Source organism: Prevotella sp. AM42-24, from assembly GCF_003461825.1.
Taxonomy (GTDB): Bacteria; Bacteroidota; Bacteroidia; order Bacteroidales; family Bacteroidaceae; genus Prevotella; species Prevotella hominis.
Window position 1 is genome coordinate 1 of the sequence record NZ_QTXV01000021.1, and the last position, 21,271, is coordinate 21,271.

The 21,271-nt window shown below is 37.1% G+C and carries 15 protein-coding genes; 1 reads left to right on the plus strand and 14 read right to left on the minus strand.

All coding sequences use genetic code 11. The features are described 5' to 3' along the window. Positions 1-14: 14 nt before the first annotated feature. From DW917_RS08145 to DW917_RS08195, 11 genes are all read right to left on the minus strand, one after another. A complete protein-coding gene (locus DW917_RS08145) occupies positions 15-2,318 on the minus strand; it encodes a CHAT domain-containing protein (RefSeq protein WP_118117660.1) in 2,304 nt (767 codons plus the stop codon). A gap of 30 nt (positions 2,319-2,348) precedes the next feature. Beyond that, positions 2,349-3,617, minus strand: coding sequence for a hypothetical protein (locus DW917_RS08150; protein WP_118117662.1), 1,269 nt, complete (start codon positions 3,615-3,617; stop codon positions 2,349-2,351). A gap of 126 nt (positions 3,618-3,743) precedes the next feature. After that, positions 3,744-6,080: a CHAT domain-containing protein gene (locus DW917_RS08155; RefSeq protein WP_158570084.1), complete on the minus strand. Its 2,337-nt coding sequence runs from the start codon at positions 6,078-6,080 to the stop codon at positions 3,744-3,746. Between the two features lie 5 nt (positions 6,081-6,085). Continuing rightward, positions 6,086-7,198, minus strand: a complete 1,113-nt coding sequence (locus tag DW917_RS08160) for a hypothetical protein (RefSeq protein WP_147344146.1) — start codon at positions 7,196-7,198, stop codon at positions 6,086-6,088. A 5-nt stretch (positions 7,199-7,203) separates the two neighbouring features. Continuing rightward, the gene (locus DW917_RS08165; protein ID WP_118117668.1) at positions 7,204-8,586 is read right to left on the minus strand and encodes a S1C family serine protease; all 1,383 of its coding nucleotides are present in this window, start codon (positions 8,584-8,586) and stop codon (positions 7,204-7,206) included. Between the two features lie 51 nt (positions 8,587-8,637). Then, positions 8,638-10,023, minus strand: a complete 1,386-nt coding sequence (locus DW917_RS08170) for a hypothetical protein (RefSeq protein ID WP_118117670.1) — start codon at positions 10,021-10,023, stop codon at positions 8,638-8,640. Positions 10,024-10,041: 18 nt separating this feature from the next. Next, positions 10,042-11,481 carry a hypothetical protein gene (locus DW917_RS08175; RefSeq protein ID WP_118117672.1) on the minus strand — a complete coding sequence of 480 codons (1,440 nt, stop codon included), beginning with the start codon at positions 11,479-11,481 and terminating at the stop codon, positions 10,042-10,044. A 30-nt stretch (positions 11,482-11,511) separates the two neighbouring features. Continuing rightward, positions 11,512-12,759, minus strand: coding sequence for a hypothetical protein (locus DW917_RS08180; RefSeq protein WP_158570085.1), 1,248 nt, complete (start codon positions 12,757-12,759; stop codon positions 11,512-11,514). Beyond that, on the minus strand, positions 12,743-13,519 hold the full coding sequence (locus tag DW917_RS17210; RefSeq protein WP_158570086.1) for a mechanosensitive ion channel domain-containing protein: 777 nt from the start codon (positions 13,517-13,519) through the stop codon (positions 12,743-12,745). Before DW917_RS17210 ends, DW917_RS08180 begins: the two co-directional genes overlap by 17 nt. 725 nt (positions 13,520-14,244) lie before the next feature. Next, entirely contained in the window at positions 14,245-14,952 is a 708-nt protein-coding gene (locus DW917_RS08190; protein WP_118117678.1) for a UpxY family transcription antiterminator, read from the minus strand. Between the two features lie 782 nt (positions 14,953-15,734). Continuing rightward, positions 15,735-16,964 carry a DUF4421 family protein gene (locus DW917_RS08195; RefSeq protein WP_158570087.1) on the minus strand — a complete coding sequence of 410 codons (1,230 nt, stop codon included), beginning with the start codon at positions 16,962-16,964 and terminating at the stop codon, positions 15,735-15,737. A gap of 317 nt (positions 16,965-17,281) precedes the next feature. On the opposite strand from DW917_RS08195, the gene DW917_RS08200 reads away from it, so the two are divergent. Next, positions 17,282-18,067 (plus strand): glycoside hydrolase family 25 protein, encoded by a 786-nt coding sequence (locus DW917_RS08200; protein WP_233524677.1) that lies wholly within the window; start codon positions 17,282-17,284, stop codon positions 18,065-18,067. A 127-nt stretch (positions 18,068-18,194) separates the two neighbouring features. On the opposite strand, the gene DW917_RS08205 is transcribed toward DW917_RS08200, so the two are convergent. The 3 genes from DW917_RS08205 to DW917_RS08215 all read right to left on the minus strand — a co-directional run bounded on the left by DW917_RS08205 (position 18,195) and on the right by DW917_RS08215 (position 21,264). Then, positions 18,195-19,007 (minus strand): MBL fold metallo-hydrolase, encoded by an 813-nt coding sequence (locus DW917_RS08205; RefSeq protein ID WP_118117682.1) that lies wholly within the window; start codon positions 19,005-19,007, stop codon positions 18,195-18,197. Positions 19,008-20,146: 1,139 nt separating this feature from the next. Further along, positions 20,147-20,419, minus strand: a complete 273-nt coding sequence (locus DW917_RS08210) for a hypothetical protein (protein WP_118117684.1) — start codon at positions 20,417-20,419, stop codon at positions 20,147-20,149. A 38-nt stretch (positions 20,420-20,457) separates the two neighbouring features. After that, positions 20,458-21,264: a ParA family protein gene (locus DW917_RS08215; RefSeq protein ID WP_118117686.1), complete on the minus strand. Its 807-nt coding sequence runs from the start codon at positions 21,262-21,264 to the stop codon at positions 20,458-20,460. Positions 21,265-21,271: the final 7 nt, after the last annotated feature.

Consider the following 21,271-nt stretch of genomic DNA (forward strand, 5'->3'; position numbering starts at 1 on the left):
ACCTCTGTGTCATCTTATGAGGGCGGTTGCGGATTTGAGGCAGAATAAAAACCATGAGTTCCTATGTGAAGCCACGTCGGACTATTGTAACTGAGAGCTTTCACAGATTCTTCTGTTGCCTCCTCACCCCTACGACAAATAGGAGTCAAGCCTTTTTTCTTAAGGATTGCTGTAATTTGTTCCATTTCATACTTTGTACCTTTCAATGGCAAGAACAAATCCAAAGCTCCTCTTTCCGCATCCACACTATCTACATACTCTATATAGTCAACCTCATCTTGAACAGCTACGCTATCTGCTATATTTTCACTATAATCATAGTCAATATCTCCATAGATAACCACATCTTTTATATTTTGTGGATGAATAGTTTTTTGCTTGACAATTTCTCGCGTAGAAGAGAGACGAAAACATTGTTTCTTATCAAACAGGCTCTTTCCTTCATAATCAGGATAATATTCAATCGGAATCTTATGGAAATCACCATCTACGGCAAAATAAACATTAGAAACTCCTTGCAGTTCATTACTCAGAGTACCCCACACCTTATCATAAAGAGTTCCAAGAGGTTGCTGGCAAATATCCCGAAGTTCTATATTGGAACATATTTTATATATATGAGGGATAGAATCATTATGTTTCAGTGTCAAAGCATAATAGCAGGAATCTTCATCATCTACATTTTCTACAGCAAGAAATTCCACAGCAATGTCTCTGTAACCAAGATGTTCCCGGACACTATCAACATTGATACTCATATCTTTCAGAAAATCACCTTGTGACGGCAATATCTCCAGAATCTTCCTCTCCAATTTTTCTTGTATTGCATAATCTATCTTCCTTTTCTTAGCTTCCATGTATTGATTATAGAGAGATTTATATTCATCATTTGAGCTTTTCCGCAAGATACGATCAATATTCAATGTGCTATTCAGCAAGATTCCACGTGTTTGCAAGATACTATTATACAAAGCCTTCAGCAATACTGGTGTCTTATATTCTTCTGCCAGAGTAGGAAGGAGAAAGGTACCCCAACTTGTAAGTTTTTCAAAAAATGCACTTCTATTTTTCTCGGTCAAGTATGGAAAGACATCATGCAATTGACCTGAAACATAATCAGACAACTGGAGACTATACTTTTCTATATTATAAAGATCGTCTGTCATCCCCAATAATCCAATTCTGGTTATGAGCGCAACAAAATAATTGAGATCTTTGGTCTTTCCTAAAGACTCTAATATAGCAATTCCTTCATTGATAGACTTGAGCCCTTCTGTTCCTTTTCCCAAATTCATTTCACAAAAGGCACAATTGGTCTTACTTGTGCCATACATTTGAGACTTTTTCAATCCTAACTTTTCGTACTCTTGACATATCAACAGGAATATTTGATAAGCTTGTTCGTAAGCCTCTTGACAACCTTCTTTCAAAAGTAAGCATGCCTGATTGTTCATGGTAATCAACTTGCTTCTTTCATCATTCTTTCCTGTCTCAATTTGGGCAGCTCTTTCAAAACACTCCATAGCAAGCTCTCTTTCGCCTAACATGATCAGATTATTACCACGCTTATTCAACAAAAGAAAATGTATGTACTTGTATTTTCCTTGTTGACTAAAATTAGTAAACAGAGAATCAGCTATTGCAAAATATTCTTCAGCATTCTGATAATTACCCAACACATTTTCGCATTCAGCCAATTGTGTAAAAGCATTACAATCAACAAATAATGAATCTTTAAACATATCATAATTGATTGAAATTTTCAAATACTTTTCATAGGTTTCTTTGGCTTGCGCATATAAAGAATTTTTAAAATAAATCCGTCCTGCCAATTCCAAAGCGCCAAGATATTCCTCAGAGTTTATATGATGAAAACGTTGTATCTTAGCAAGCATAACCTTCAGCATATCCAATGCCTTTTCATTATGATTTGTCTTATTATAATTATCCACCAGATTATACAACATTTTACATGTGAAGACATCAGCTATAGGCATGAGTTGGGAATAACGGTGATAAGCCTGTTCCAAAAAAGGTGCCGCCTCACGATCTTTATCTAATTCTGCCAAAAGGGCACCTAAAGAAAATTCTCCTAAAGCATAGTAAATATTATTTCCTTGATTTATATATCGAAAACAATCAAGTCCTTTCTTGAATACTTTTAAAGCCTCTTCTTTATGATTAACTCTAATCAGTTTATTCCCCTCATTAAACAAACTGTCTCCTTTCGTTTGCCAATATGAGACATTTTGAGCCATTAGCCCATTAGTCATTAGCATACTTAAGAAAAATACAAGAACATATTTTACTTTTTTCATAAGAAATCGCTTTAGTCTGAATTTTGTTTTCTATGGTTTCTTTGGCATACCTTGCCCTGCGCCTTGTGGCATTTGACCAGCAGCACTTCCAGTTTTTCCTGCGCCTTGCATTCCTCCCATCGCACCCATCTTACTACCTGCTGCGCTACCCGTCGCATTCAATCCTAAAGAGTTTTGCAGGCTATTAATCAATGGTGTATAGGTTGCTTTGATGATATTATCCTTGCTCTCCTTAAAAGAGGAGACAACATTCATCATGTATTCGTTTTTGGCTTTACCATGATTCTGCAACCTAACCAGCTGCTTGTAGTCTTTGTGCCAATTGCTGGAACGGCCTTTAGTGGGGTTATATTGGCATCGCTCGCTCATCACTACTTTCATCTTATATTCACCAGTACCCCAAGAAGGATTGTTGGCAGCTACAGGCATATAAGAACGAGGTATCACAAAACAGTCGCCCGTAATATCTATCAACTGTTTATGCTTCATCAAAGCCTCCTGGCGACTATAAACATAGACGGAATCCTTTCCCAAATCCATCTCATTGATAGGAATATTTACACTGAAAGAACCCAATTTCACATCTTGATAAACCTGTACTGCCTCATTAATCCATGATGAAGAGAAGTCCATGCGAATATTGATGGTAGGAGATTGCTGTTCGGAGAAACTAAATTTGCTGATCATATTCCAATAGTCAATCTGTTCCTTAGAACTTTTTGAGTCAACACCCCTTATGCGATTGGCAGAAAAATTTGGCAGATACGACTGGTATGGATGAAACACGACACTATCCAATACTAAATAAAACTTGCTATGCAAGAATAAATGGGAGAACTTGGTGGTATCAATATGACACACCATCTTGAGAATCTCATTTCCATTACGGCTGGCTCGGAAAGTGATTCCATCAAAATTCATATCGCTTGGATCCAAGGCACCATGAACGGATGGCTTCCTATAGAAATCGCTCTGTCCTTTAGAAGACTGCAAACTATCTATAAACAAGCACTCATTTTGCCTCATTTCCATCCACTTTTTCTTTTGCTGTGAGCGTATCTTTGTCAACGATATGATCTCATTGCTAATGACAGTGAAAACGGAAGAAACGCCTCCGTACAGCATAGACTTACTTATATCTGTGAATGCGCCTCTGCTTTTTGAACGATAGATAGCAGCTACTTGATTCAGTTTCTTTCTGGTATCATCATCCATTTGGTTGACATTCACCTCAAAATTATCCATCTGCATATTTTGCAAATTACCCATCATGCCATCTTTAGGTTGTACACCCGTCATCGGCCCTTGAGCAAAAGAACGAGAACTGCAAATTAATAACAACAGCAATAAAACAACTTGCTTCTTCATCTTTTTATATCATTTATGTTTATACTTACGTTAACTATATCTTTATATTCGTCCTTCTCATTCATTGCCATCTATCAAGATAAAGGCATCAGAATACATAGGATCATCAAAATTCTTCTCAACAATAAGGTCAGGAAGTTGGGAACGGTGATAACGTTCTTCTATCGTTGCCGTTTTCAGATACAATCTCGCCTTAGAAAAAGCTTCATGCAGTGGATTTCCCTGACCAAGATATTCATACATTTTTCTCATCAACAGCATAGTAGCCTGATCATCAACACTCCACAGACTTGCAATGATGGCTTTCACACCTGCAGTTTTCAATCCGCGCTGAAGTCCATACACACCATCTGTACAAATATATCCTAAGCCCGACTGACAGGCAGACAAGACAACAAGACTAACATGAGACAAGTCTTGATCTGCCAACTCTCTTGCAGACAAGATGCCATCATAATTATCAGGACTGAAACTACTATTGCTCATGCAACTTTCCGCTCCTGCCAAAAATAAGCAACTATTAGATAACTGTTCGTCTGCTGATGCTGGTATCAAGTCAGAAGCATAGGATGTAGAATTTGACAAATATCCATGTGTTGCCAGATGAATGACAGAATATTTCCCTAAGAGATTTCGCAAAACTCCCTCGGAAGCTTGCATTCCAACCAAAATACTATCCTTTGGATTGTTCCTGTAAATAGAAATGCTATCAACCTCTGTTAGTGAACCGGACAAATAAGGAAGACCCATAATCTCATGCGACATTCTGTAATATGCTACCTTATCATTATTCTTTCCTTCTTCTTCTTTTTCTTTCGACTCATAGTTCACACCACCACAAAATAGAACGTTGCTAATTTTCTGTTTGTGTGAACGTTCTGCCAACAACCTGGTGGAAGTCATTCTATAAAATGGTTTCCTTTCCAACTTTTCCGGTAAAAGATATTCTATTGCAAGGAGATGCAATAAATCATCTGCTGCGAAATATATAGACTTAGACTGCCCTATTACATTTATTAATTTACGATTCCATATTAAATTCCTCAAATTCAAATTCCGATAAATCAGGTTCTTCATCTCTGACTCATTGGAAGATAAAGCTTCTCCTAAGGTAATACCATTCTCCAAGGGATAATTAAATAAGGAATCATATGAAATAATCTCTACAAATACAGGGCTCTTGCTCTCTTTGTTAATCACTAAAGCACCTATATAAATTTCTCCTCTCTTTTCATAAGTGATAAACTCTATGGCCGATGAACCTCGCGGCATAGCTCTTTTCACATCCAGCCAAGTAGTTCGAATGGAAGAAAGAGTTTGTTTTCTATTCGATAGACTCATGTCTGGTTTAAATTGCCTATTCATTTGCAGTAGAATAGCTTTGCTGAACAAGGCTACATCATAGAGAAAACCTGCATCCCTGCCTTCCAGACGATAACAGTCTGTGGCAAAAGGTTGCTCTGCCAACCAATACTGTTCTCTTTCGGAAGCTGACATGCGGACAAAATTCTGATCAATGAACTTTTTGGACAAAGCGAGATATTCCTTATAATATTGTAAAGCCTGAGGGTTATAAATTCCTGTCCCATCATACTTCAACATGAGAATCTTAGCTGTTTTGCGCAATGCTTCTGCTCTTCTTTTGTCGTCACGATGCTGTTTGAAATAACCCAATATGGATTGCATGATTTCATAGGCTTCGTTATATTTCCCGTTACGAGCTAAGCATAAAGCCCGTTGCGACATTATCTCTTGGCGAAGAGATTCCATACCTCTCACTCGTGCATTCTCCTTATATCGAGGTCCAGCCAAAATAGAATCGAGCTGAGTGATAGCTTCCGAATACCTACCCTGCTGATAGTATATTTGAGCCAAGTCATCTCGTAATGCATCAGCAAAATCAAAATCTGCAGACTTCATTGGCAAAGCCATTTTTAGATATGCCTCTGCCTCCTGATATATTCCTTGCAAAAAACAAGAATTACCTGCAATCCTATATAAATCGGCAAGACAAGTATTATAGTTAGCTTGTTCTTTAAAAACATGTTTGCCGAATATATCCATCAGACCTTTGCTATAAGCATCCATTTCCTTATATAGTCCTAACTTATAAGCCACCTCTCCCAGACTTTTCTTTACAGCCCAATATGGCATCAAAAAATCATCTTCATGAAGATCGGTTACAGTTATACCTTTCTGCGATAAACTATTGTCCATCTCTATTTCCACCTTTTTTAGCAGATCAAAGGCTTTGATATATTCCTTTTTCTCATTCAGGTCGTAAGCCATGAAATAATCATCTACCACCTGATCAGAGAAGAAATGGTCTTGCGCCTTTCCAGTAAAGGGGGAAAAAGACAACAAAGCAAACAGAAGAAGAACTTTACTCATCATACCTTTCATTTTCCAGGATTGTAATTAACGATTACAAAAGCCATATTTTTACCAGTCTTGTTTTGTATCGACAGCTTAAAACTATCACTCTTTGATACCTTTTTGTCGAGTTGTACAAAGCAAGTCCCATCCCTCATAGTAGCTTTACCAAATATTTTTCCTCCTTTAGTTACTGAAACTGTAAATAACGATGTATTATGATAAGGCAGAACTGCAAACTGTTGCAATCCCTGTCGCCCCGTTATCTCATAGCTCACAGACATATTCTTCTTAATCGTAATCTCAATAAAAGAAAACTTATACCGCTCATCTTGCCCATTACGGAATCTGCCGCCCATATTGGTTACGCCATTTTGTCTTTTAGCAATGCGGTAGCCCATGTCATTAATCCCGAACATCGTCACCCTATCTTTGACCGTACATTCGCCATGCCTATCTATATCAATTTCATCCATGAGAGTCCATTGCTTGTCAAAAAGGAATTCACGAGACACTTTATTAGCATTTGCTGAAGTACGCAAAGATTTACACCTATTTATAATAGTGACCATTTCCTTGGGTACATCGGTTTGGGCATAAGCAATATTGGGACATACCATCATCAATATCAAAACTATGACTGTAACCATCTCCTCTGGCCAAAAGTTGACCAAAGAATCAGAATAGTTCTTACCCTTCGCATTGGTTATCTTTTTCTTTGGAAATAGTTTTTTATCCATGTTGTCTGCAATATATTGTTGCAAATCAGACAGTTTGGGTCTTCTTGAGGACTCGAAAAGAAGACATCTATGAATCAGACTGCTCAAAGTTTCGCTACAATGAGAGACACCTATATAAGGAACTTCCGTTTGCGGTGTCTGGGTTCTATCATCATCTGCACCAAAGGCTGGCATTCCCATCAATGCATAAAAGGCAAGATGCCCGATTTGCCAAACATATTCGCTTTCCTCTACATTTGATTTTTCTACATTTTTCTCTAAAAAGCAGAACTCATCATGATCTACTCCTATCATATAAGGATTCAAATGAGCAGGTGTTTTGTCGAACCTTGCTCTCAACAGGAAATCCATCAGATGCCATATGGAATTTTCTGTCATATAGCCGACTATCTCATCCAAACAAATCATCTTCTAAATATTAAAGTATCAATAATATTTCCTCCACGTTGCTTCAATGAAACAATTTCTGTAGAAGGAACTGCCCAAAATGTACCTTGCGTTGCTTGTCCATCCGCCTTAGAAACGATTCCTATCACTAAAATTCTATCTTGAATTTTTGCCAAGACAGGACCTCCAGAATTGCCAGGATTGATAGGTGCCGACATTTGTATACAACCTGCTATTTCGCTATCATTCTTTACCAACTCCACATTCTGACTATTACCAAATGCCTTTGCACAAATACCTTCTTCTTGGTTATCATTCAATGGAAATCCGATGGCTACAATGTCTTTATCTGCCTGTTTCCTAAAAGCCTTCATATCCTTCATATCTGCTAATTGGAGATTTCCCTTCAGACCTTTGGATTCCACATAGGCAAAATCACCCAATTCCATGTCACGTCTGGATGCTAATGGAACAATGGTTCGCCAATATATAGGATGCTGATCAGTTCCAAGACAAACGACTTGATCTCTCGACTTATTAAAATGGAAATCTGTGGAATAATACTCATATAGTTCAAGACCCTTGCTGATTATACAATGAGCCTTGACTTTATATTTTTCTTCTCCCAACATCATATTACGAGTCTCTGCCATCGTTGCCAATCTCACAGCAGGAGACATCTTGTCATCATAAGAAATTCCATTCCAATCCTCATCATTTATCCAAGGTTCTACACAATGACGAGCTGTTACAAACAAGCTATCACATGTCAGGAAACAAGTTCCAGCAACCTGCCTATCTAAAGCAATAGCTTCCAACATCTGTTCCTCCACCTTTCCATTTATAATGCTGTCTTGTAGAAGATAAACGGAATCTACATGAATATGATAAATAGAAGCAGCATAAGCATCTATGTTCTCATGACGAAGGATATGATAATCTTTCCTGAAACACATTGACAAAGCAGATATCAAAAGTGCCAAAAATGCAATACCAGCTATCCCATATTGAATTTTTCGATTTGGCTTATACTTCTTATAAACAACTCCCATCGAAGCACTATATTCGCCATCATTATACATAGAAAACAAAAGTGATATGATCTTTCCATCAACCACAAAAGAAATCAAGTCGCCATCTTTCAAGGATTGGCAAATATTCAATCGTTTCCCATTAATCTGCAACTCATGGAAGTCTGTTCGTCTGATGATAAAATATCCTTTCCCTTCTTGTTTGCACAAAATGGTTGCAAAAACTACAGGTTCAAAATCAGAAGATTCAGGCAATCTAAGTTCGCAACAGTTTGTCTGTCCTATATCCAACTTCTGGGCTCCACATAGGAAGAAATCTCCTACTTGCTTTTTATCTACAGAATTATGGTATGTCAACTTATAATACATGATATTTCGAAATTCATTTAGTAAGAGAACAAAAATGGAACTCCTTAAAAACTAACGGAAACAGCTTTTTACTATGAGCGGAATGCCTTGAGTAAGTGCCAAGTCATAGACATAGACTTGCTTACCTGTCGCATCAGGACGTAGGTCATGAAATGCCCTTATGTCATAGTGTATTTTCTTTTCACGAAATTTCTTTTTTAAAGATATATCCTTCTCTATCATTTTCTGCTCATCGTCAGTCACAGGTCGATAACCAAGAATTAGTTCTTCCATATTCCATCTGTTGTGTTCTACCTCTGTCATTATCTCTATTTCTTGCTTTGACAAAGCATAATACCTTTGCCAATCTTCCTGCCCATGTCCAAGCGAATGCATTTTGGAACCAATGGTCATGGCATTGAATATATTGGAATATTGCTTTGGAAGCGAACCAACTTGTGCCCACAAACAATCCAATTTGCTTTCATCAATAACCGATGGAGACGAAATAGGAACATTATGTGGCAAAGAAAAACAATAGTTATATACATAATTCACTCTCTTGGCAAGTTGCTTCAAGGATTCTAAAATTCCCTTTTGACATATATAACTGCCAAATGGGAGTACTGTTTGATACCTATCGTCATTCTTAATCAAGTTCATCATATCGCTCTCTTCTGTATAGCACAACACTGGAATCTGATTCTTATACAACTCCTCTGGCAGCGTAAACGCTTCTATAAAGTTGCGTTGCTGATCGTCCGTACAAATCGCCACTGTAAGTTGCTGATTTTCCGATTCGCCCCATTCCGACAGTTTTGTCCTCAAAGCATCATTGCGCAAATTTCCGTTCACAAACTCCCATTCTACATCCACAAAATCTTCACGAGTCTTACCATACATAGGTTGATGACAAAGACAATGGGGATTTTCTTCCTCAAGATTGATGATTCTATAATAAGAATTATTAAACAGATGCTGATAGCGTTGCACAAATTGGTCTTTCCATTCATAGATATCATCCGCCACAATAGAGATACGTGTTCTCAAACGATGATCACGGCAATAATTAGGATAATGAGCCACTAAAGCTGCATTGATGCCCAAAGCCTCCACCAAATCATTCTTGCCAAAGATGACCAGATGCACCGTGGTTTCCGAGTTTACATCAATAGGTTTTCTGTCTAAAGCTGGATAAGGAGACTTAATATGAGGTAATTTAACGAAGATAGACTTCGCCATAAAATCCTCTTGGGTCGTGGCAAAAACATCCACCTTCTGATATAAATCATCAGGAATGCCTGTTGTCTGCAACAACCACAAAGACGTCATATTGCTCAACAGCAAGTAGCATTCCAATCGCTCATTTCCATGCTCTGCTAAAGAATACTTCTCTGCTTCAGCGATAAGTTTCCGAACGACTTCATTATCATTTCTATCTTTATCTTCTATCAGCATACCTATATGTGTCTTTATTTAGTTGATTTCTGGCAACTCATCAAACTTGAGGATAATACTATCTGTTGAATAACGACGAATCGTATTGTCTTTTACTTTTTTACCCACATTAAAATTCAATTCTTTCAACAGCTTTATGATAGGCTGAGGGATTGTCAGATCATTTCCTCCCTTTTCATTATAAGCCATGAAATAGAGATAAATAGGTTTCAAGACAGGGGATTTATCCTCGTCATTTACTACAACAAGATTAAAAGCCTTGCCCAACTTCACGTCGCTTTCGTAGAGTTTCTTCATACAGTAAGCCTTACTATCCAGAAGAATATATGGGCTTCCATCCCTATTAACCGTAGGTAAATCAGAATCTTCGGAGAAGAGATATGTCGTATCCTTTGCCAATAGATAATTTTCCTTTGCCAATAATTTTTCAAAAGTATGTCGTGTGCCACTTCCTGTACTCGTAGTAAACACATTTACATGATTTTTCTTACGATTGGCTATAATTGAAGCAAGTTCAGAGCTGGTGATTCTTCTACTATCAAAATCCTTTATCATGTGTTTGAATACATCATCGTTTTTTAAACAAACACTCAGCGTATCATAACCTACCTTCACCTCTATAATAGAACCTTTCTGAATGAAAGAGTTTTTAGAAGTGACTGTTAAGAAACAGCTATCTTTAGCCTGTTCCGCTGATAAACAAACAGGATAATACTGCCGTTGATTAGCAACACCAGGAGTTATCACCTCCTCTGTTAACAAAAGCCAGGCATTACTACTTGGAAGGTGTACATAATAACCGCCATCAAAGTTACGCAGGTTGAAACCAGGATGATTTCTCTCAATGAAATTTGCAGCAGAACCACCACCAGTCAATAATAGTATTGGAGACTTAAACAAGTTTTGAGCCAAGATGGCAACTCCTATCAAGACCACTGCTGCCACCACCAATCCTATCGGTTTGAGATATTTTTTTATGAATCCCTTACATGATTTACTCTCCTTATGTTGCGACACGAACTTCTTGATACGATCCTTTGCTTTCGCAATTAAGTCCTCATTGTTTTTATAAGAAACATAGAACTGGTTGATAGAACCTTTCAAGAGTCCTTCGATATATAAGATATCTGGAGTTTGCTCAGTAAACTCTTTTAAGAATACTAAGATTTGCGGATGCTTTTTCAGTTTGAGCTGCTGATAAGCTACCAAAAATTCTTTTTCCGTATAAGGACCTATTTTACCTTCCAATACGAAAATTATCAAGTCAGCCTTGTCTTGAATATATGTATTATATTCTTCTTGGTTTTCTCCAAAATTCTCATACGTTCTTATGGAGAGACTCGTATCATTTCCAGAATGTTCAAACTCTGCATTGATATCATTTCCTAAGGCTTTAAGAGCCGTACGCTGCAGCTTCAGGTCTTTTGCCCCTGCTACAAAAATATGAATCTTTTTCATCGTTTTAAAATTAAAGATGAATACATAAAACTAATAACTTCTCAATATTTTAGGAATTGCCAGCATTAAGAAGCAATCATACTTCATATTTCCTGGGTCAATCCGTCGAAGATCCTGATAAGAGCAAAGGTCAATGTGATGCCCTTTTTTCTTTAAAGATTTGCGATATACATTGCGGGAAGTTCCGAAAAGTTGAGCATCCTCCCACCGTTCTTCGGGAGTAAGTGGAGAAAAACCAAGGATGAGTTTCTCTACATTCCAACGGGCATGCTCACATTGTGCCAATACCTGAAGATTATCATTCACTATAGCAAGAAGTTCTTTTTCGTCTTTTGTTAGCAAATCATCAGGTTTGTCCAATACAGACTTGATACGTGTAGGAATGCAGTCGGAACAAAATACGTTGGAGAGTTTATTACGCAAATTTATCTGATATGCAAGTGTCATATCATTTTCTTTATCTGAACAAAGACTATCCCATTTTTCTTTTGTTTCTTCTAACGGTTGTTGATAGCAGAAATAGAGCAATGCCTTGCCATAACGTTCGGCAGTATTCGGATCATCGGGAGGAAGGTTGTCTATGTCTGCACCTACATTATACACCATGTTTACACGACGAGCATTTCGAACGTCTATTTTTTGAGTACTATGGCTTATTTTCCCAAGTACGTCATTATCGATTATGACAGGTTGCAAACTGCTACCTTCTTCCCTTTTCGGGGTGTATTCGTTAAATTCATCGTCTTCGTAGGCTACGAGTTCTAATTCGATGTCAATATATGACTGCTTATTGATTACCTCATAAGTTTCCCTCGTATTACCATTCACAAGACTACACTTACAGACATCAGGCAAATTGCAGAGATATTCATCCTTCTTCAACTCTTTTATAATATTGGAATGCACGGTACGATTGTATAGAATCGTAATCTTTGTGCAGTATTCGGGAATGCACTTTTTGCCTGCACCCTCTCTGAAATTAGGAAAATGAGCCACCAATGCTACTTGTCTGGCAACATACAAAGCCATAGGGGATGTATAATGAATAATGACATGAACATGATCTGACGAAAAGGGATGAATCCCATCAGCACCCATATTCTTATCCTTACTTAATTGTTCGAGTACATATTCCCTTGCGCAATACCAACCTTCAATGATTTTCTCGTCAAAGGAGTCTTGGCATTCTGCAAAATCTCTCTGTTCATAAGGAGGCAACGGACGCATCTTTCTGAAAAGATCCTCCTTGTAACCTATATTATTATTTAAGTCTAGCATTTTCATCTGGTTTTTTACGATAATCGGCAGTTTGCTGCGTAAGATAAATATTACTGTTGCTTGCATCATATCCCGAAGGACTCTGATAGAGTTGCAAGTCGAACCATCCCATCGCCTTAATTACGTGTTCCATAATTTGAGATTGCTGCCATTCAAAGGCATCGAGCATAGTGTCTGTAAGATAGACTAAAAGTTGGAGAGGAAGTCCCTCACTGGTCTGTTCAAGCCAGCGCACTATCAAGCGCGGCTGCTGTGATACGTTTGGATTGTTCATCAGCCAATGATAAATGTAAAGACGGAAAACCTCTATATTTAGCTTGTCACATTTCACTTCCTTTTCAACAAAAAAGTTTTCTACATCCAATGCTCTTCGCAATCGTTTAATATCATTGTCTGTCAATGGGTGAACCCAACCAGAGTCAATAATAAATGTCTTTTTCATCAATCTTCCGAGCGTCTTACCTTCTAACATACGCTGGCTGTTCTTGAAATGATCAGCATGCAGGATAAAAGTAGGGAATGCAGATGTTGTTGTATCCCAGTTTTCTATTGTTACGGTGGTGAGAGATATGGTTCGTACAAATCCTTCTATACCCTTTGCTGGTACTGCAATCAAGTCGCCAATCTGCAGCAGTCCATTTGCACGAAGATAAAAAAATGCAGCAACACTCTTGATGGTATCCTGGAATATCCAACCGAGTACCGCACCAAATACAGTAATAATTGCCGTATCGGTGGGATTATTGTTTTGTAAATTCAAACAACATACTATCACAACAATCCATAATCCAAAAGCAGCCAACAAAGAAATTTGACTCCATGTGATATACGTTTCCTGTCTGCGCAGACTGAATATCCTATTTAAAGTTTTAGTCACAAACCATGCACCCCACAGAAAAAGCGTCATTAATGTGACTATCAATATTTTAGAAACAAATATATATCCTAACCGCCAAAAAACATAAGCTATCAAGACAGATGTCAAGGATGCAGGAATCATACAACGTTCACACTTCGTTTTAAGTAATGCTCCCAAAATCAACCTATGGCATTTTGTGGACGATAACTGTCCCCGATAGTCATACACACTACCCATGAACCATAAAAAAAGAGCCATAAGTATGATTGATGGCAGGATTATGTCTCCATAAGTAAGATCCTGTAGAAAATCTAAAAATCTCCTGAGGATATCATATTGCCCAAATAATGAATAAACACGACAAGAAGACGAAATACTATCCATGGATAGAAGAAAATACAATACAAGTTTTATAACAAGACATACAGCCCATAAAACAAGTAAGGGTATCATCAATCTATTATTTGTTTTGCTTTTGAATATTTGCATATTTTTATTTTCTCTTTATTTCAATTCCCAATTTCATTACCAGTTTCAGTGTCTGCATCGCCATTTCCCGATCATACAGTTTCGCATCAAGAGAAACATCATCAAGATTGATAGGAAAAGGCCCATATACAAACTTTCTACTTTGAAAATGTTTCAATTCTTTGTATAAAATCATTCGGGACGTATGCCGTTGCGACATTACAAAGACCTTCAAGTACAACAAATACTCGTTGCTGTCCAGCAGCTCTTCCTACACGACCAACCACTCCAGTAAATGCGCCTGCAATTACTCTCACCAAATCACCACTCTTAAAATGGCAACGTTCTGGTGGCAAAACCATGATGTGCTCACTATTTACACTTGTTAGTTTAATGAAGTTCATCATCTCGTTATCTGGGATGATTACAGGAGGATTTTTACCCGTTACTGGTTCGATAGGTTTAGTCTTGTCGGTGTAGTATTTTAGCCAAGAAGCAGTGAGCGCAGGCTTCCTAACAAACTCATAAGTTTTCTCACGAGTCATATAGGCAAAAATAATATTAGGAAGCAGAGGCTCTTTAATGCGTTTCCGCCTCCCATCAATTTCTTTTATGACATCATGCATTGGCAAATATGTCTCAATATTCTTGGCTTGAAGAAAACTGAGAGCCTTCTCTGTTCTACCATAAGTAGCACGTAGAACAAACCATTGCTTCTTTTCTTTTGGCACACAATCCGAGGACACCCCTGTTTGTGAGTTCATAGCCTTTTGACCTTGAACTTTGGGGGAGGTACTGGAAGTAAATCCAGCACTGGAGGGATTTTTACCGCCTCGTCGGGTGTCTGCATTAGGCAATGCGTCCATATCTATGTTTCTGTTCTATTATAAGAAGAACGTGACTGTACACAGTCCGAGTACAAAGATATGAAAAGAAAATGAAAATGAAATAAAAAATTGAAGAAAATGTCAATAACAATATAAAAATTTAATAGATTTTAAGTTAATATACTTTTATATAATAAGTTATTAAAAGAAATCAAGATGTTTTTAGTAAGTCTTTAGAATACTTTTAACCAAAAATATACTAGTATTTTCGAATAGATTTGTCGCTTTTTGTCATTTAAAAATCAAGCGACAACTATTGAAAAAGCTTTTCCAAAAAGGAAACAAATATATAAACTATAACGAAGCGCTTTATTGCAACTTAATGATGCGCTTTATTACAACCTAACGAAGCGCATCATTAGACCTCAATAAAGCGCTTCGTTAAGTCATGTAGATTTTCTATGAGTTATGTTCTTGAAAATCAGTAACTTATTAATAGCCCGAAATAGATTATTTTATTCCATTAGCAAAAGATTCAGGAGTTGCAAAGCTGTGAAACTCCTGTAGCCTGTGATTTTTCACTTTACTACAATGGAAAGTTTTTTTACTATACAGCAAACAGATGTTCTTGACCCACCAAGGCTGTAAAAAGTACAAGTAAGACGCCTTTTGATAGTTTTTCCACTACCAAAAGGCGTCTTAAATTTAGATTTGAAAGCCGAGGTACAACTTTTTAATCTTTTTCCTGAGATAAGTATTAAATAAATGATATGAGACGTAAACAAGTCATTTGCACTTCGGCAACAAGCGATATAAATTTCTTAGAATCTAAATCCAAAGAACATCCTTACACGCCATTTATTTCTCTTCACTTGAAGGTGGTCCTCATCCCCTGCAACAGAGAAATTATAAACTGCTGTGGCACCTGCAAATTTATTTCTCCAAGAATAGACAGCTGCACCTCGGCCCGTAATTATGGCGGACGGGAAATGATATTTCATACTATTGCGGATGGTTTGGTATTCATTATCACCACTCCCCTCTTCTACTTCCGCCTTCATCTTGGTATAGTCATGGGAATAAACCGTGATGGTAGGCAAGGCTGAAAGATGAAAAAGCCAATGAGAAGATGGAACGAAATTATATCCATATCCTGCTCCAAGTGCGAACTCGTTAAGACGAATGGTCATACCCTTCACTTTCGTCTTGGACCCATCAAAACTGGCACCTATCATCCAACTGCCGGCACTCCGCTTTTGTATATAACTTTGGCTGAAAGCTGCCGGGAAGGAGAATTTACGATAATTGAAGGCATAATAAAAATTGAGATTGAGCGCCTGCTGGGAAATTTCTCCTTTATGAACATCAATCTGATTGGATCCTATTTCCTGGCTACCATGAAAAGTCTTTGATGAAAGATACACGACATCGAAACCATATCGATTGCTATAGGAATTAAGATTGAACTCATAATCCTGATTCTTACCTGCCAACTTGGCGGGATTAACAGCCAAACCTAGCCCTAAACCTCTATAAGCCACTGCCATAGAGAGAGTTCCACGACAGTCTGCCATCACCTTCGTTCTGGATTCTATATCATTCGTCTTCACCATTGTTTCCAAATCAGCTCCAGAGAGATTGCCTCTCATTTTTATCGTCCATCTGGCATTGGGACGGGTGATATAATTGGTATCATACTTGACCTTGTAATAATTGGCAGCCAAGAGAGAATCACCCCAAAAGAGACGGCGGTCATAGAGACTCAAGCGTTTTTGAATCTTGGCATAATGCTTCAGGAATCTTTGCTTTTTCTTTTCACTCATTTTGCTTTTACTCAGTTCTGCCATGAGAAGAGAGTCGCCCCATTGAAGCATACACCCCTTATCAGCAGATTGCCGCAACTGGAGCCGCAGACTATCCGCCATCTGGAGCCATTCATTCAACTTCTTGCGAGGTTTCTTATTCTGGGCGACACCAGGGGTAAGTATTATCATCAAAAATACGACCAACAGAAATGATACTTTCAATATCATTCCTGATTCCGTATTCATTTTTCTTTGTCTATCAAAATTCTTAGTCATGAGAAATCTATCTTTCTATTTTGCGCTCTAATTGGTTACAAAAGTACTGCAAAACTTTGAGAATAGAAAGAAAAATGCTCAAAAATCAAAGATTTAAGGCCCCAAAAAGCGATAGGCATACAGGATTTAGAAGATATGGAGATGAGAAGTTATGGAAAAGAACTCGTGAATGAAATAAATTTCGTATCTTTGCATCGTCAACCAAAATGGTTGATTTCGCTATGGTAAAGAAGACTTACATGTACTCTCCTACCCTACTGGCGAGAACAAAAAGGTACCTTTTAGATATGGCAAGAAGAAAAAAACAAAATAAAAAGAAACATATAGGCAAGAAACTTATCTATCTTGCTATCACCCTCTTAGCAGGATGTATCATCGGGTTTGAAGCATATAGAATGATCACATCTTATATAATAGAGAAATCATCAGATAACAAATGGCCTACCCATGATTTGACATCAGGTCAATATTCAGGAAGTTATGACGGGATTGATATCTCGAGACATCAGGGAAGAATTCATTGGGAAGAACTCAGTAATGTAAAACGATTGAAATTCATCTATGTGAAAGCTACAGAAGGAACAAGTATCAAGGATCCTTGGTATGAAGAAAATATTAAAAATGCGAGAAAACATCAAATATCCGTAGGTTCATACCATTTTCTTACTAAGATGCCGGCGGTTTTACAATTTGAGAATTTTCGGGCTGTATATGATAAGGAAAAACAAAATCTTTTGCCCGTAGTGGATGCAGAGGATGATGGTACCAAGGGACTCAGTAAAAGTGAAATCCAGTCACTCCTGAAAACTTTCTGCAAACTCTGTAAATCCTACTATGGACATACACCTATTATATATTGTAGTGAGAGTTATTTCAAAGATTATCTTAGTCCAGAGTTTGACGGCTACTACCTTTGGATTGCCAGTTATAATCATGAACCAGTTTTACCAGGTAAACCCCATTATGATATCTGGCAGTACAGCAGACAGGGTCGTGTGCCTGGAGTTTGGAACTGGGTGGATCTTAATAGATTTGCCAAGAATAGAAGTATTGACGATATACGAATCAACTAAAAAAATAGGCATTAAAAGCGTAGAAGTCTGCCAGCATCACTGCCAGCAGACTTCAAAAGCCTTTAATTAACGTTACTCTTTATCTCACTTTCAATAGAGCAATTACATTGTAGATTTAAGACTTAATCTATTGACACATTTTACCCACATGAAATTGATGAATCCTCAGTCCTTTTTCTCGGGATAACACCTCAAAGCAATGTTCTCCCGTACAATGTCCTGTGTAAAAAACTACATCGGGATAGCGGTTCGCTAATTCTGATGCAATCTCCTGCAACTGCTCATCCGTTTCATAATACTCACTCAAATGACTGTCTAATAGATGGAAACCTCCTATGCTCAGCCGAATAAGTTCCTGAATGGATTCCAGAATATTCAAAATGCCATGATGAGCACAGCCAGTAAAAAGAACATCTCCAATCACAAAAGCCAGTTCATGAGAAAAATCATCCCCTACATACTCACCATTATCAGTTTTAATCAATAATGTTCTATCCCCCAATGGCTTTGCATGATGATGAGCCAAATGGGTATAAATATGGATACCATCCACGAAAGTATCCTCATGAATAAAAATGAAACGCTGATGATACTTCTGAAAATCAACATTGCCAGTTATTGAATGATGATAACGTCTAACAGAAGCATATTCTGCCCCAGGAATCTCATCAGACAAGATGATCTTTGCTCTGTGATTCATCTCCAAAAAGACAGAAAGCCCACCTATATGATCATTATGTCCATGAGAAATCAAACAATAATCCACTTCGCACAAATTAACTCCAAGCTTCTCTGCATTGCGTATAAATAAATCCGAAGCACCAGTATCCAGCAGGTACTTCCTACCATTATACTCCATATATACGGATAATCCATGCTCAACTTCAAGCAGTGGATTAACGGTTCGATTGTCACTCAATATGATAATTCTAGTATCCATCTTAAAATACAAGTTTTTAATGAAAACAACAATTAAAAAGGAATAAATTCCGAAATAATAAAATTAAATTGCATTTTTGAGATGCAATATTACAAAAAAAACTGTAATAATAGGTCTTTTAAAGGGAATAATTGTAAAAATGAATAAGTCTGCCTGCATTACAGAAAGCAAATCTCAGGAGAGAAAATAAATAGAATCTATTATTGAATTCATGTCTGAACTCAACACTACAACATTGAAAGACTAAAGTTATTGTACATCTTAATATCTTTAGTACGACTCGAAAAACCAAGCTTGTTTGTATGCAAACATGTTTATTTGCTTAACAAACAATCTTAAACATTGTATATCAGGGATTTAAATAAATGTTTGCAAAACGTTATGCTAACTACACGACATGTAGTCTTGCAAACATTTATACATTTCTACATAACAACAAATTATTTAAATATACAGTCATCATGTCGTATTCCAATCATTCAAACAATTACACAAAGATGAGATTTTGGTACCACACAAGTAATTATACAAAAATATAGTTTTGCCATAATGACGACAGAAGAACATGTATGTATGTTATTTCGCAAACAAAAAAGACTTTAAGGAAATTTACTGAGACAAGATAATATGATATAAAAAGTTTAAGACATGAATGAATACATAAATGCAAACATAAAAGGATACTCGAATGCAAACATGAAAGAATACATGAATGCGAACATGAATGAAGACAGCCAGAAAATTTGTAAGCAACAAACCATGTAGACTAAATAACAAAATCACAATCAAACATTCGGTATTGTTTACTTGTAGTTATTTCGACATGTAATCTTGTAGCTTTGTTTGCATTTAATTTTTGAAAGTGATAGAAATATAAATAGAGAAAATATAAATATCTGTGTATGAGGGATTTGAACAACTTGCTATCAAAACATCATTCATTCATACCATCATGTTTGCATGGTATCACACAAACATACGCAAAATATAAGTAAACCATATAAAACAACATATACAAGATTAAGCAAAAGGATTCAAAATTGTTTGCTACCAAAATTCACAACAAACATACATGTTTGCATAATAAAGAGTAAAAATAAAAACCGAGAACTTTATTCCCGGTTGTTAAAAAAAAGTTTTTATTGATAATTCTTTATATATTCAATCAAACTGTCATGCAAGATCTCCTCAAATTTCTTTTTGGTTCTAATCTTTGCAATCATCAGCATTTCGTATTCCTCATCAGTTAGATAAGTTTGTACACCATGCAATTTGGATCTTCTTTCAATAGCGGTCATCTTCTTCTCGACAGGAGCAGCAGGTTGAGAAGCTGCCGGCTGAACGTTACCTGCACCACCTGGACGAACCGCTTGATTCATATTACTGAAAGCTGCACGAAAATCTTTTGCCATAATTTCAAAATTTAAAGAATGAACTACTATAATATAAATTAAATACCAAAAATCTCTTTAATAACCGCAGAATAATCATTTGCTGCTGTACAATATGGAGCATAGTGAAAGAGATCGGTCATTTCGGTCTGAGCCTCATTTACTTTGATGCATCTGCGAATACCATGTTCGATAACTTTTCTTCCATATGTATCCTTCAAGTATTGTATCGCCTGACGTACTATTCTTGGACGCTCATCTACCATAACAGGCAGTAAACCTAGCAGTTCCAGGTCCTGATTCAATGCAAAACGACCATTTTTAACTTCCTCCATAGCTCCCAGAATTGCAGCTAATCCATTTACAGAAAGACCTTCCATCTGTACAGGAACCAACAAATGACTGGCTACTACCATAGCATTATAGGTTGATTGAGATAGGGCAGGAGGGCAGTCAATAAATATATAATCAAAAAAATCAATTGGATTTTTAATACCTTCACCAGTCATATCAACACAATCGCTGTTAATACATGCACCCAAAACCTGTCGAGGAGCACCAGTATTCTGAAGGAATGGATCAATATCCTGCATCTTGGCAGCTCCTGGTACATAATAAATACCTATATCAGATTTATAAATCGGCATGCCCTTGCATTCAACCATAGACTCAAAAATCGTAGCGCAGCCTTCTGGTGCATGATTCAGCAATGTTAGGTTACATTGAGGGTCTAAGTCTATTTCAAGGATTTTTAATTTCTTGTTTTTACGAAGCATACCGGCAGCTAAATTCTGCACAGTAGTTGTCTTGCCAACACCACCCTTATTATTGACGATGGCGAGTATCATTTTCAACTGATTCTCCATATTTAAA

Bases quoted from the DNA above. Each gene is read 5' to 3' on its own strand.
- DW917_RS08145 (WP_118117660.1), bottom strand. From the start codon at position 2,318: ATGAAAAAAGTAAAATATGTTCTTGTATTTTTCTTAAGTATGCTAATG.
- DW917_RS08170 (WP_118117670.1), bottom strand. From the start codon at position 10,023: ATGCTGATAGAAGATAAAGATAGAAATGATAATGAAGTCGTTCGGAAA.
- DW917_RS08180 (WP_158570085.1), bottom strand. From the start codon at position 12,759: ATGCTAGACTTAAATAATAATATAGGTTACAAGGAGGATCTTTTCAGA.
- DW917_RS08210 (WP_118117684.1), bottom strand. From the start codon at position 20,419: ATGGCAAAAGATTTTCGTGCAGCTTTCAGTAATATGAATCAAGCGGTT.
- DW917_RS08215 (WP_118117686.1), bottom strand. From the start codon at position 21,264: ATGGAGAATCAGTTGAAAATGATACTCGCCATCGTCAATAATAAGGGT.
- DW917_RS08175 (WP_118117672.1), bottom strand. From the start codon at position 11,481: ATGAAAAAGATTCATATTTTTGTAGCAGGGGCAAAAGACCTGAAGCTG.
- DW917_RS08200 (WP_233524677.1), top strand. From the start codon at position 17,282: ATGGCAAGAAGAAAAAAACAAAATAAAAAGAAACATATAGGCAAGAAA.
- DW917_RS08150 (WP_118117662.1), bottom strand. From the start codon at position 3,617: ATGACGGGTGTACAACCTAAAGATGGCATGATGGGTAATTTGCAAAAT.
- DW917_RS08190 (WP_118117678.1), bottom strand. From the start codon at position 14,952: ATGGACGCATTGCCTAATGCAGACACCCGACGAGGCGGTAAAAATCCC.
- DW917_RS08195 (WP_158570087.1), bottom strand. From the start codon at position 16,964: ATGAATACGGAATCAGGAATGATATTGAAAGTATCATTTCTGTTGGTC.
- DW917_RS08155 (WP_158570084.1), bottom strand. From the start codon at position 6,080: ATGATGAGTAAAGTTCTTCTTCTGTTTGCTTTGTTGTCTTTTTCCCCC.
- DW917_RS08165 (WP_118117668.1), bottom strand. From the start codon at position 8,586: ATGTATTATAAGTTGACATACCATAATTCTGTAGATAAAAAGCAAGTA.
- DW917_RS08205 (WP_118117682.1), bottom strand. From the start codon at position 19,007: ATGGATACTAGAATTATCATATTGAGTGACAATCGAACCGTTAATCCA.